The organism is Streptomyces sp. NBC_01214, from assembly GCF_026340975.1.
GTDB lineage: Bacteria > Actinomycetota > Actinomycetes > Streptomycetales > Streptomycetaceae > Streptomyces.
The window spans coordinates 4,730,310-4,742,830 of record NZ_JAPEOS010000001.1; the positions used below are offsets into that span (position 1 = coordinate 4,730,310).

Below are 12,521 nucleotides of genomic sequence, written 5' to 3' on the forward strand. Positions count from 1 at the left end.
ACGGCACCGCACGGGACCGCACGGCACCGCGCCACTCAGGGCTCGTCGTCGACCGCGCCCGGTGCCAGGGCGGGGGAGGGGAACATGTGGCGCGCCTCGCCGCCGGACCACCACACACCGACGGCGAGGACGGCTGCCGACTCCAGCAGTGCCGCGCGGGACAGTCCGCCGCAGGACAGCGGGGAGCAGCCCATCGAGGTGATCAGCTCCGCCGTGAAGGCTGCGGCAGCGGGGGTGTTGGCGCAGAACGGCACTGCCAGGGCCGCCCCTTCGAAGGCGGGCCGCGGCAGGGTCCAGATGCTCTCGTGGCAGATCCCGAAGGCCTTGGCGACACCGGCGTCCGGCGCGGCTGCCGCGATGCGCGCGGCGACGGAGTCCGTGCCGCCGGCGCTGGTCAGCCAGGGCCCGTCCGGCCCCGCCGCCATGGGCACCGTGCAGTCGAGCACCGTCCGCCCGGCCAGCACCGGGGCGAGCTCGCCGGCCAACCGCGGTGCGCTGTCCGCCGGTAGGGCCATCAGCACCGCCTCACCGTAAGCGGCCGCCTCGGTGAGGCCGCCGTGCCCGGCGGCTCCGATCCGGGCCGCAGTCGTCGCCGCGGCCGCCGCGTTGCGCCCACCCACCAGTACGCGGTGCCCGGCCCGTACCCAGGCACCGCCCAGGGCCGTCGCCATCGAGCCCGTGCCGAGAATGCCGATGCGCATGATGCTGCTCCCCTTTGCCCCTACGTCGTGGGATGTCATGCCCCGGACGCTAGGCGGGCCGATGCACACCACACGGTGTGCATCGGCCGGGCAGGATGGGGGGATGGGAGAGCGCGAGGAGCTGGCGGGGGACGGGTTCGCGGCGGACTGCCGGGCCCGGGTCGCCTTCGAGGTGTTGGCGAACCGGTGGGACAGCGTGGTGGTCTTCGTCCTCGGCGAGGGCGGCCCGATGCGCCCGCGTGCGCTGTTGGATCGGATCGGCGGGATCAGCCCCAAGGTGCTCAACGACGCGCTCAGGCGACTGGAGCACAACGGCCTGGTGGAGCGCCGCCGTTACGCCCAGGCGCCACCGCGCGTCGACTACGCCCTGACCGAGGCCGGCGCGGCCCTGATGGTCCCCATCCGCGCGATGGGCAGCTGGGCCGCCCGCTACGCCGACACGGTCCTGGCCTCCCAGGACCGCTCCGGCACCCGCTAGGCGTTGTGGTCCGCACAGGATTCGGTGACGACGACTGCAATGACGACGACTGCGGTGACGACGGCTGCGGTGCCGGTGCTCCCGCTACGGTCTCAGGCCGATCGGGCCGCGCCCGCCCAGACGGCAGGCTTGCGCTGCGCCCAGGGCGCGGCCTCCTCCAGTTGCGCGGCGAGCCGGAACAGCACGTCCTCGCGTCCGTAGCCCGCGGCGAACTGGACACCGATCGGCAGGCCGGTCGCCGGGTCGGAGGCGAGCGGCACCGACATCGCGGGCGTGCCAGCGACGTTGAACGCGGCGGTGAACGGGGAGCGGTGGAACAGGTGCTCCAGCCAGCCCAGCCCGTCAGCATGCTCCGCGCCCCGGCCGTAGGTGCCCAGGGGCACCGGTATTTCGGGGAGGGTGGGCGTCAGCAGCAGGTCCTGGCCCCCAAAGTGGGCGCCGATCGAGCGGGCGACCCGGTTGCGTACGTCGAGGGCGTGCACGAACTGGGCACCGCTCACCGTGCGCCCCCACGCGTAGCTCGCGAGCATCTCGGGCTCGACGGTGGACTCGTCCACGGGGCGGCCGAACGAGCTGGCGAGGTCGTCGATCCACGTCACCAGGTTCGTGGCCCACAGACGGGCGTTGGCCAGCATGAACTCCTCCCAGCTCACGCCGAGGTCCACGACGGTGACCTCGACCCGGTGGCCGAGTGATTCCAGCAGCCGGGCGGCGGCCAGGGTCGCCCCGCTCACGGCCGGCTCCACCGCACGCCCGCTCCAGGGGGTGGTGAGCAGGCCGACGTGCAGACGGCCGGGATCCCTGGTGATCTCTTCGAGGTACGGGCGTCGGGGGCGCTCCGCGAAGTAGGGGTCGCCGGTCTCCGGGCCCTGGATCAGGTCGAGCAGGGCCGCGCTGTCGCGCACGGACCGGCTGAGCCCGCCGTGCACCGCGAGGCCGTTGAAGACCTCGTCGGCGTCCGGCCCCAGCGAGATGCGGCCGCGAGTGGGCTTGAGCCCGAACAGCCCGGTGCTGGCTGCCGGCACCCGGATCGACCCGGCCGCGTCGGTGGCGTGCGCGAGGGGAGCGATGCCGGCGGCGACCGCCGCGGCCGACCCGCCACTGGAGCCGCCCGGGGTCCGGGTGAGGTCCCAGGGGTTGCGCGTGGCACCGTACAGGACCGGCTCCGTGGTGGTGCTGTAGGCGAATTCGGGCGTGGCCGTGCGGCCCAGCGTCACCAGGCCGGCCCGGCGCAGCCGCCGCATCAGGAAGGAGTCCTGGCCGGCCACGTTGCCGGCGGCCAGGCGGCTGCCCAACTCGACGCGCTTGCCCCGCATGGACACGGCCAGGTCCTTGATGAGGAACGGCACGCCCGCGAGCGCAGTGCTGCCCGGAACGGGGGCGTCTCGGCGGGCCAGCTCTCCACGACGGCGTTGATCCGCGGGTTCACGGCCGCCAGAGCGGCCTCGGCGGCGCTGGTGAGCTCCGCCGCGGTCACCTCTCCCCGGGCAACGAGCCCGGCCAGTCCCACGGCGTCGTACTGGGTGTATTCGTGCAGCTCCACGGCGTTCCACCTACGTTTCCGATCGGTCCCGCGTGATACCGAGTGGTATCGTTTGGGAGTGGTCGGTAACGTACATGGGTTGAGATCGAGAGGCACCGACCCAGGCGACCGAAGCGAGGCACACCATGACGAGCAGCCCCCCGAGACCGGGCCGGGACTCCAGGGTCGCCCGCCTCCCCCCGCGCGAGCGCATCCTCGACGCCGCCGAGGAACTCTTCCTCCTCGAGGGCGTCAGGGCCGTCGGGGTCCAGGCCATCGCCGAGCGGGCGAAGACGACGAAGATGGCCCTCTACCGTCACTTCGCCACCAAGGACGCGCTGATCGAGGAGTGGCTGAGGATCGTGGCGGCGGGGTACGCGACCGCCTTCGACCAGGTGGAAGCCGAACACCCGGACGACGGCCGGGCTCAGGTGCTCGGCGTGGCACGCTTCATCGCCGACGGGCTGCCGGACATCGCCCGACGGGGCTGCCCCTTCGTCAACTCCATCGCCGGCCTGCCCGATCCCGACCATCCGGCGCGTCGGTTGATCGAGGACCACAAGGCCGCTCAGCGGCGCCGCCTCACGGCCATGTGCGAGCGGGCCGGCGCGCCCGCGCCCGACGACGTCTCCGCAGAGATCACCTTCCTCCTGGAAGGCGCCCAGATCAGCGCGCAGAACGGCAGCGTCGACCGCGCGGGGGACAGGCTCGTGGCCGCAGTCTCGGCAGTCGTGGACAGGGGGACGACGGCGCGGGAGGAATGAGCCGCGTGGACGCGCGCGCGGCGCCGGGGCCCCGACCGGTTTTCCACGGGCCTTGTCCAGGGGGCTCCTGTTGCACACCGCGGGAACAGCCGACCTCGCCCTCCACTACCGGGGCGAGGACAACCTCATCGTCAACCTCTTCGAACGGGAGGGGCACCACGACCACACCGCCCTACCCGACGACGACAACGTCGTGAACGAGATCGGCAAGCGGCGGGAGACCGTTCCACTGCCCGAAGGTCCGGTCATCGTGCAATCGCAGATGGCGGACGGCCCGTGGGAGGCGAAGCTGAAGCACCTGGAGCCGCACGGCAGACCACCGCAGAGCGGCACCGGTCCGGCGCACGCCACCGCTCCGACACAGGTGGCCGGCCCGGGCAAGGTCCGGGGCCGGCTGCGGCGGGGCAGCCGCTGAGCCCCCAAGCGGGCTGACGCCGCACCGCCCCGACCCTGGCCTGCTCCAGACACCGACCCGATCCGACGGGGCCCGGCCCGGCACGTGATGTGCCGGACCGGGCAGGCGGTCAGAAGTCCCAGCTCTGGCTCCGTGCGCCGTTGCAGCTCCAACTCACCAGCAGCTGCCCGATCTCAGGCCGGCCGGCCAAGATGTCGAGGCACTTTCCGTTCACCCGGTTACGGATTTCGTTGCCGTTGCGGTACCACTTTTGGTGGAGAGCGCCGTAGCAGTCCCACAGGCTCACCGAGCCCTGCTCGCCCAGGTGGGGACCGTAGATCTCCAGGCACTTCCCGTTCATGCTGGAACGGATTTGCTCACCGTCCCAGTACCACTGCTGGTTGGTGCCGCCGTGGCAGTCCCACGTCACGGTGGAGGCGCCGTTCTCCTGGTGGAACATGAAGACGTCGGCGCACCTTCCGTTCAGATTGGACTTGAGGAGCGGCGCCGCCGCAGCCGCGGGCGAGCCCGTCAAAGCGGCTCCGGCCAATAGCCCGGTGACCGCCGCCAGCAGCATCAGTCGTCGCATGGACCTCATGATTTCCCCTTCCCATCGCGGTTGCGCGGTTGCGCTGACCCCTGTCTAGCCCCCCGTTGATGTCCGGCGCCGGAACGAGGATTCCGGACATCAAAAGCTGGACAAACACCACCCGACACGACGGCGGACGCCGCAGGAAGGAAGCCATGCCACGTCCCGAACGCCCGCTCGACCTGGACTCCGGTCCGCTGACACGCTTCGCGGCCGATCTTCGGACGCTGCGCGAGACAGCGGGCCGGCCGCCTTATCGGGCACTGGCGAAAAGGGCACATTATTCGTCCACGACGCTCTCGGACGCCGCAGGCGGCAACACCTTCCCGAGCCTCGCCGTCACACTCGCCTACGTCGAGGCCTGCCACGGCGACCGCCATGCATGGGAAACCCGATGGCATGCGGTCGCCACCGAGATCGCCGCGAGCGCACGCCCCGACGAGACCGCACGAACCAGCCGGCAGGACGCGCCGTACGCGGGCCTGTCGGCATTCCAACCAGAAGACGCCGACCGCTTCTTCGGGCGCGAGCGCCTGACCACCGAGGTGCTCACGAAGGTGCGCGAGCGCCGCTTCCTGGCAGTCTTCGGGCCGTCCGGATCGGGGAAGTCCTCCCTGCTCCGGGCAGGGCTCGTCGCCCGCGCACGGGCATCGGGGTGGCCGGTGATCCTCTTCACTCCGGGCCCGCACCCCGTGGAAGAGTGCGCGGTCCACCTCGCCGCCGCGACCGGTCAGGCCCCCGGAACGCTGGCAGCCGAACTGCTGGACGACCCCGCGGCCCTGCACCTGCGCATCCGGCAGACCATGATCGACCACACGCCGGACACGGACACGCTGATCGTCGTCGACCAGTTCGAGGAGGTCTTCACCCTCTGCCGGGACCGGGACGAACGAGGCGCTTTCATCGCCATGCTGACCGCGGCCGCCACGACGCCCACCAGCCGAACCCGGGTCGTCCTCGGCGTCCGCGCCGACTTCTACGGCCACTGCGTCCAGGATCCCCGCCTGGTCGAAGCCATCCGCGACGCGCAACTCGCCGTCGGCCCGATGAGCAGCCAAGAGCTGCGCGAGGCCATCACCCGGCCGGCCGTCCTCGCCGACTGCACGGTGACCGGCCCGCTCCTGGCCGCCGTGGTCGCGGACGCGACCGGCCAGCCGGGCGCACTGCCACTGGTCTCGCACGCCATGGTCGAGACCTGGCGCCGGCGCAGCGGCAGCCGCTTGACCCTGGAGGGATACCTGGCGGCCGGCGGAATCCAACACGCGCTCGCACACACGGCGGAAGCCGCCTACGGGACGCTGTCACCGATGCAGCAAGACCTCGCCCGGTCCCTGTTCCTGCGGCTGACCGCACTGGGTGACGGCACCGAGGACACTCGGCGCCGGATCACCAGGGACGAACTGGACCCGAGCCCCGACATCACCTGCGTGCTCGAATCCCTCGCCCGGCAACGGCTCGTGACCCTGGACCAAGAATGCGTCGAGATCACCCACGAGGCGATCATCCGCTGCTGGCCGAGACTGCGCGCCTGGCTGACCGAAGACCGGGACCAACTGCTCCTGCACCGTCAGCTCACCGACGCTACCGCCGCTTGGGAAGCACAGGACCTTGATCCGCACGCCCTGTACCGGGGCGCCCGCCTGGCCGCAGCGCTGGACCTGGCCGCCGCCGACCGTAACCAACTGACCTCCAAAGAACGCCGCTTCCTCGACGCGAGCCGTGAAGCACAAGCCGGCGAGCTGGCGGCCGTCCGGCGCCGAACGGTCCGCCTGCGACAACTGGTCACGCTACTGACCGTGCTGGTGGTCATCGCGGCGACCGCGGGCGGGCTGGCCCTCGATTCGCGCGACGCGGCCATCGGGCAGCGCAACGTGGCCATCGCACGCAAGGCCGCCGCGAACGCGGCCGAGGTGCGCCAGCACGACCCCTCCCTCGCTGCGCAACTGAACCTGGCCGCGTACCGGCTGGCAGCCACCGACGACGTCCGCGACCAGCTCATGAGCACGTTCGCGACGCCGTACACGAGTCGCCTCACCGGCCACACCTCCGACGTGGTCTCGGTCTCCGTCGCCCCGAACAGCACGCTGTTGGCCACCGCGAGCTGGGACCGCACCGTCCGGCTGTGGGACATCACACACGCCCACCGCCCCCTCCAACTGGCCGTCGTCCACCAGCCGGAGCGGCTGATGTCGGTGGCGTTCGACGAGGGCGGCCGCATCCTGGCCACGGCGAGCGAACGCTCCGTGCGGCTGTGGGACGTGACCGACCGGCACGCACCCGCCGAACTGAGCACACTGGCGGACCAGCGGTCCGCGCCGACCTGGGTGGCGTCCGGGCCGGACGGCCTCCTCGCCACCGGCCACACCGACGGCGCGGCGCGACTGTGGAACGTCAGCGACCCCCGCCGCCCGCAGCTGCTGGCCACCCTGCCCGGCCACTCGGCCACGGTCACCTCGGTGACGTTCAGCCCCGGCGGCCACGTGGTGGCGACCACCGGCGACACCACCACCAGACTGTGGGACGTCGACGACCCCGCACATCCGCTCCTCCGCGACGTCCTGCGCGGCCACACCGACACCGTGACCTCGGCCGCGTTCAGCCCCGACGGCAAGACCATGGCGACCGGGAGCTGGGACCGTACCGCACGGGTCTGGGACATCGCGGCCGGCCCGCGAACGCAGACAGCCGCCGTCCTGCCCGTCCATCCCGCGATCGTCTGGTCGGTGGCCTTCAGCCCGGACGGCGCCACCCTCGTCACCGTCGGCGGGTCCACCCTGTTCTGGGACGTCACCACCCCGGCACGCCCGAACCGGACCAGCACCGTCCAGGGCGGCTTTTACCAGGCCGCGTTCAGCCCGAACGGCCGCGTGCTCGCCAACTCCGACCGCCTCCTGGACCTGCGGGACCTGTCCCTCGCCACCCACGACGACGTGGTCACCTCCCTGGCGTTCGGCCCCGGCGGCCACCTGCTCGCCAGCGCCAGCTGGGACGGCACCGCACGGCTGTGGCAGGTCACCGGTGGCCGGGCCCTGTGGCCCCTGTCGGTCCTGCACGGGCACACCAAGTTCGTCCGGTGCGTGGCCTTCAGCCCGGACGGCCGCACCCTCGCCACCGCCAGCGAGGACGGCACCGTACGCGTGTGGGACGTGAGCGACCCCCGCAGACCGCGACAGACGTCGCTCCTCGCCCCCGGCGGCGGCGAGGTCGCCGGCGCCGCCTTCGGCCCGGACGGCCACGGCCACCTGCTGGCCCTGTGGGCACAGGGCACGGCCGGACTGTGGGACCTGACCGATCCCGGCAACCCCCGACCACTGAGCCGGATCGCTGAGGACGGACCCCACGTCACGACGGCCTCGTTCCGGCCGGACGGCCGCACGCTGGTGACGAGCACCGGCGAATCCGGTTCGCTGAGGTTCTGGGACATCAGCGAACCGCGCAGCCCACGGGAACTACCGTCCCCGTTCCGCTCCGACCCGCTGACCAGCGCCGCATTCAGCCCCGACAACCGGACACTGGCCGCCTTCCACCGTACGGACAAGACCCTCTGGCTGATCGACGTCCACGACATCCACCACCCGGCGAAAATGACGCAGCTACCGACGTCCGGCTCCTGGCTCTACACCGTGACCTTCGACGCGGCCGGCCGCCGACTGGCCGCCGGAGCCGCGGACAGCAAGGCCCTGCTGTGGGACATCGGCGGCGCGGCCACTCCCACCGTCCTCACCGGCCACACCAACCCCGTACCAGCCGTCGCCTTCAGCCCGGACGGCAACACCCTGGCCAGCGGCGGCAACGACTTCACGATCCGACTACGGGACACCGGCCTGGACAAGGTCGCCACCCGCATCTGCGACAGCGCCCACCCCCGGATCACCAAAGCCCAATGGGCCCAGTACTTCACGGCGGTCGACTTCACCCCACCCTGCCCCACCACATGACAGCCACCAGCACCCCACGTGAGCCCGGCCCGACAGCACGCACCGGGCCCCCGCTGCCGTCCACCCCAAGACACCTCCCGGACGGGTGAACTCGCCGATCCGGCCGCTCCCGGATCCCGGCAGGGCCGTTGAGCGGGGCGGAGCGGTGATCTTTCTTCCGCCTCCGCCCCGCTCGTTCCCACGCACCCGATCGAGGAGACACCCCCTTGGCCACCGCCGATCTTCCTGGTCCCGACTCGCTGCTGCGCCGCACGCTGGGGGAGTGGCGGATCGGATTGGTCGCATGGCGGCTGCTGGTCCTACAGACCGCGGATCCGGCGGTCGCCGCCGGCATGCGCGACTTCTCCACCTACCGCGCGCACCCGTGGCGGCGCATCGAGCACACGATGGACAGCGGGAAGCGGCTGTTCTTCTCCGACCGTGAAGGGCTGCGCCGCGAGGTCGCCCGCCTGGAGCGCACGCACCGCCGTCTGGCCGGGACCGACGAGCAGGGCAGGCCCTTCACCGCGTCGGACCCGGCGGTGCGGGTATGGGTGCTGGTCACCTTGTACGAGTGCATGACGGCGATGCGGGAACTCTCGGGACGCCCGCTGGCGCCGCGCGAACTGGAGCAGATGTACGCAGAGTTCCGTGCGGTGTGTTCCGAGTTCGGCTTGTCCGACGACCTGTTCCCGGCCACGGCCGCCGACGTGCCCGCGTACATGGACCGCACGATCCGCGAGCGCCTCGAATACAGCGAGCCCGTGCGCTACTTGCTCTTCGACATGCTCCGCGAAGCCCCCGCACCCCGCCGCCTGGGCCCCCTGAAGCCGGCCTGGCCGCTCCTGCGCACGGTGGCCGCCCAGGTGATCGGCGCACTGACCGTCGCGGACCTGCCAGAAGCCTTCCGCGAGCGCTTCGGCCTGCCCCGCACCCGCCGCGCGGCCCTGCTGTCCTTCATCCTGCACCGCACTCTGCGCGTGCTGATGAACGCCCTGCCCGAGCACCGCCGCTACCGCACCCCACCGGCCGGCGTCCCGTTGACCCCACAGCCCTCCACCACCTCCACCGCCTCCACCGACCTCTCTTCCACGTCGGCACCACGCCCCGTCCGGTTTCCCGTACCACGCCGCCGCAAGGACGCCGATTCCCGCCCGGTGCGTCTGCGGACCTTCTTCCACCAGGTCCTGGACCAGACCGGCGACGGTCGCATCAGCTCGGCCGACCTACAGGCCATGGCGCACAACGTGTGCTGGCCGCTCGAACTCGCCGCTGAACGCGAAGCCCCCGTCTACGCCGCCTTCGAGACGTGGTGGCAGCAGCTACGGACCGGCATGGACGCCGATGGGGACGGACAGGTGACCTGCGAGGAGTTCATCACCGCCATGCTCACCGGAATCGACTCCGGGCCGGCCTACCTCGAGCAGGGACTGCACGTCGCCGTGCGGGCGGTCTTCCACGCGGTGGACACCGACGGCAGCGGACACCTGTGTGCCGATGAGTACCGCAGGGTCTTCGGCGGCTCCCGGGTCCACCTCGCCGAACTCAACCACGGCTTCCGCCAGCTCGACCACGACGGAGACGGCCGCATCACCGAAGACGAATTCGTCCAGGCGTTCACCGACTTCTTCACCGCCCGCACCGACAACACGGCCGGCAGCCAACTCCTCGGCCGCCCCTAGACCCTGTCGGGCGACGTGCCGGGGCGTCCGCTGAGCCCCCGTACGCCGCCCCGCACGGCCCGGCCGCCCCGCCGTTCCCCACACCCGGCGGCCACTGCGGCGGCCGGGCTCATTGACTGGTGCGGATCTCGTCGATGCGCTTCGCCAGAGCCTGCGTCTCCGCGATCAGCCGCGCGTGCGCCTTCTTCTGCTCCTGGTCACCGCGGGCCCTGAACGCCGCGCTGAAGTGGGGTTGGAGCTGGGTCCACCAGCCGTAGTCCAGCATCGCCCACGCCTGCGGGCACAGGGGGGCGCGGGTCTTCGGGAGATAGCCGCTGTCGACGAGGGACGCCTGGTACTTCTTCGGGTCGCTGCCCTCCAGGTAGCACAGGAAGTTGAAGGCCCGCTGCTGCGTGACGGGGTGGTCGCTCGACATGCCCTCCAGCGTCGGCGTGCCTTCCTTGCGGGCGATCTCGTCGAAGAGGATCGCGGCGGCCAGCGACGGGCCCGGCCCGACCTCGTTGACGGTGTAGAAGGACGCGTAGCCGTCGGCCGCGTCCTCCTCGAGGCCGAGGTTGGCCAGGAGGAGCTGGCGTTGCAGGGCGTGCCCCATCTCGTGGCCGAAGATGAACTCGGTCGACAGCACGGTCAGATCGTCGGTGTTGTACTCGGACGCGGGGAACGGAGCGGGCCGTTCGACGGTCTTCACGACGTCGGCGAGGGCCTTCTCGATCTCGGTCAGGAACGGCGGCGGGATGAAGATCGTCCTGCCGTCGGGCTGGGTGACGGCGTCGGTGACGCCGGGCGGCACGTCCGCGGTGACCTTCACGACCATGTCGTGCGGGAGGGTGAGGGATCGGTTCACCCAGTCGGCCGTCCGCTCCAGCACACGGGATTTCCGGATCAGTGCCACGGCCTCCCGGTCCGCCGGTGCGACCGTCCGGGTCTCGTAGACGACGGTGACCCGGCCGGAGCGCGCCGCCTGGGGGCGAGGTCCGGCTCCCGGCCCCTGCCCGGCGTCGCGGGCCTCACCGCTGCACCCGGTCACGACGACCCCGACGAGGGCCAGCACGCCTGACAGCGCGATGCGCGCCCTCTTCGAGCAATCGGCGGTGTTCGGCATCCTTGGTCGGCTCCCGTCGTACGTTCCCGCACCGATCCTCAGGCCGGCCGCGGGCCCTTGCCCGTCGAGACGCGCGTTCGGGGGATCGTTCGCCCGCCGCCTGCGGCCCCGGTCACCCGGAGATGGGTGCTGACACCCATGGACAAGATCAGCAGCGGATTGCAGGGTGGCACGGAGCGAAGGTTCCAGCCACAGGTCGCAGGAGCCTCGGGAAGCCCCGACGGCGATGACGGTGTGCCCAGCTACGGGCGTCGAGAGCAAGGGCGGCGGCGATCGTGCACGTCGACGCAGAGAAGCAGGTGCCGGGGCGACCGGGCCTTGAAGGACGGGAAGGGGGGACAGCTGTGAGGGGAAGGACGAGATGCCGGGCCGTGCCGGTGAAGGCGCTCGCCGCCGCCGGAATCTGCCTGGCCGTGCTGGGCGCAGCCGCAGCATGGCTCACCCTCGGGCGTGAGCCGTCCCCGCCCTGCACCCGCCTGGCGCACGACACGCGGGTGCGGACGTCGATGGGCGCCGCGATCCAGCCCGGCATGAGCTGCACGGCACTCGGGGAAGCCATCGTGAAGGCGACCGCATGCAGCGAACCGGGCCGTCACGCCCGAGCGCAGGCGCAGACGATGAAGGACGTGCTCTTCGCACTCGCCTGGGTACAGCCGAAGAACATCGACCTCGACCCCGCACTGCGGGTCCCCCTCGCCACCGCCCTGGCCGATTACGAGCCCGACCTGCACGAGATGCTCGCCGGTGTGGACAGCGAGTACGTCCTGAAGGCGGGCCACGACATGCCGCTCTGGGAAGCCGGGGGTACCGACCACCTGTCGGTCTACCACACCGTGTTCGGCGCAACCTTGGGAGCGGTGGCCGAGGACCCCCGGGCCTACGCCCTGCTCCGGTCGGCCGAGACCCGTACCGCAGCCGAGCGGCTCGCCGCAGTCCCCACGGGTGCGACCGGCAGCGAACTCTCGCTGCAGCCGACGAAGAACGCCCGGGCCTTCGGCATCCTGGACGCCGTCGCCGTCGCCGTCGCCGTCGCCGTCGCCGTCGCGGCCAAGAGCCAGGACGCCCCCGAAGCCCGGAAATGGCACGCCACGGTCTTCGACCACCTGCTCAACGAACGGGCGGACCGGGCGGACCAGGCGGCTCCGGCCGACCACCTCACTGCCACCTGGCTGCAGGAACTGAAGGACACCCCCGGACCGGCACGCGCGGACCGGCTACGCACCCAGGGCGTTGACATGGCCCGCACCTGGGCACAGGCACGGGACATGGACGAGCAGACCCGCAAGGACCTTCTCCCCGAGGTGGAGAACAGCGCCCCGTACGCCTACCGGGCAGCGAAGCCCTAGCAAGCGCCTTGCCGGTCCGACCCGAT

9 protein-coding genes and 1 pseudogene are annotated in these 12,521 nt (G+C 71.7%); 6 read left to right on the plus strand and 4 right to left on the minus strand.

Features of this window, described 5'->3' with window-relative positions:
- Positions 1 to 35: 35 nt before the first annotated feature.
- Positions 36 to 701, minus strand: a complete 666-nt coding sequence (locus tag OG594_RS22150) for an NADPH-dependent F420 reductase (protein ID WP_266601632.1) — start codon at positions 699 to 701, stop codon at positions 36 to 38.
- A gap of 103 nt (positions 702 to 804) precedes the next feature.
- Between OG594_RS22150 and OG594_RS22155 the strand changes: the two genes are divergently transcribed.
- Positions 805 to 1,179: a helix-turn-helix domain-containing protein gene (locus tag OG594_RS22155; protein ID WP_266601634.1), complete on the plus strand. Its 375-nt coding sequence runs from the start codon at positions 805 to 807 to the stop codon at positions 1,177 to 1,179.
- A gap of 92 nt (positions 1,180 to 1,271) precedes the next feature.
- Here OG594_RS22155 and OG594_RS22160 read toward each other — a convergent pair.
- Positions 1,272 to 2,722: pseudogene (locus OG594_RS22160) on the minus strand (amidase).
- Positions 2,723 to 2,847: 125 nt separating this feature from the next.
- Here OG594_RS22160 and OG594_RS22165 point away from each other — a divergent pair.
- Positions 2,848 to 3,465, plus strand: a complete 618-nt coding sequence (locus OG594_RS22165) for a TetR/AcrR family transcriptional regulator (protein WP_266601636.1) — start codon at positions 2,848 to 2,850, stop codon at positions 3,463 to 3,465.
- A gap of 70 nt (positions 3,466 to 3,535) precedes the next feature.
- A complete protein-coding gene (locus OG594_RS22170) occupies positions 3,536 to 3,880 on the plus strand; it encodes a hypothetical protein (protein WP_266601638.1) in 345 nt (114 codons plus the stop codon).
- Positions 3,881 to 3,989: 109 nt separating this feature from the next.
- Here the strand turns inward: OG594_RS22170 and OG594_RS22175 are convergent, their stop codons facing one another.
- Positions 3,990 to 4,448, minus strand: coding sequence for an RICIN domain-containing protein (locus tag OG594_RS22175; protein WP_266601640.1), 459 nt, complete (start codon positions 4,446 to 4,448; stop codon positions 3,990 to 3,992).
- Between the two features lie 155 nt (positions 4,449 to 4,603).
- Between OG594_RS22175 and OG594_RS22180 the strand changes: the two genes are divergently transcribed.
- A complete protein-coding gene (locus OG594_RS22180) occupies positions 4,604 to 8,386 on the plus strand; it encodes a hypothetical protein (RefSeq protein WP_266601642.1) in 3,783 nt (1,260 codons plus the stop codon).
- Between the two features lie 206 nt (positions 8,387 to 8,592).
- A complete protein-coding gene (locus OG594_RS22185) occupies positions 8,593 to 10,047 on the plus strand; it encodes an oxygenase MpaB family protein (protein WP_266601644.1) in 1,455 nt (484 codons plus the stop codon).
- A 109-nt stretch (positions 10,048 to 10,156) separates the two neighbouring features.
- On the opposite strand, the gene OG594_RS22190 is transcribed toward OG594_RS22185, so the two are convergent.
- Positions 10,157 to 11,149 (minus strand): DUF4344 domain-containing metallopeptidase, encoded by a 993-nt coding sequence (locus OG594_RS22190; RefSeq protein WP_266601646.1) that lies wholly within the window; start codon positions 11,147 to 11,149, stop codon positions 10,157 to 10,159.
- A 371-nt stretch (positions 11,150 to 11,520) separates the two neighbouring features.
- On the opposite strand from OG594_RS22190, the gene OG594_RS22195 reads away from it, so the two are divergent.
- Positions 11,521 to 12,495: a hypothetical protein gene (locus OG594_RS22195; RefSeq protein WP_266601648.1), complete on the plus strand. Its 975-nt coding sequence runs from the start codon at positions 11,521 to 11,523 to the stop codon at positions 12,493 to 12,495.
- Positions 12,496 to 12,521: the final 26 nt, after the last annotated feature.

Bases quoted from the DNA above. Each gene is read 5' to 3' on its own strand.
- OG594_RS22150 (WP_266601632.1), bottom strand. From the start codon at position 701: ATGCGCATCGGCATTCTCGGCACGGGCTCGATGGCGACGGCCCTGGGC.
- OG594_RS22155 (WP_266601634.1), top strand. From the start codon at position 805: ATGGGAGAGCGCGAGGAGCTGGCGGGGGACGGGTTCGCGGCGGACTGC.
- OG594_RS22165 (WP_266601636.1), top strand. From the start codon at position 2,848: ATGACGAGCAGCCCCCCGAGACCGGGCCGGGACTCCAGGGTCGCCCGC.
- OG594_RS22175 (WP_266601640.1), bottom strand. From the start codon at position 4,448: ATGCGACGACTGATGCTGCTGGCGGCGGTCACCGGGCTATTGGCCGGA.
- OG594_RS22180 (WP_266601642.1), top strand. From the start codon at position 4,604: ATGCCACGTCCCGAACGCCCGCTCGACCTGGACTCCGGTCCGCTGACA.
- OG594_RS22190 (WP_266601646.1), bottom strand. From the start codon at position 11,149: ATGCCGAACACCGCCGATTGCTCGAAGAGGGCGCGCATCGCGCTGTCA.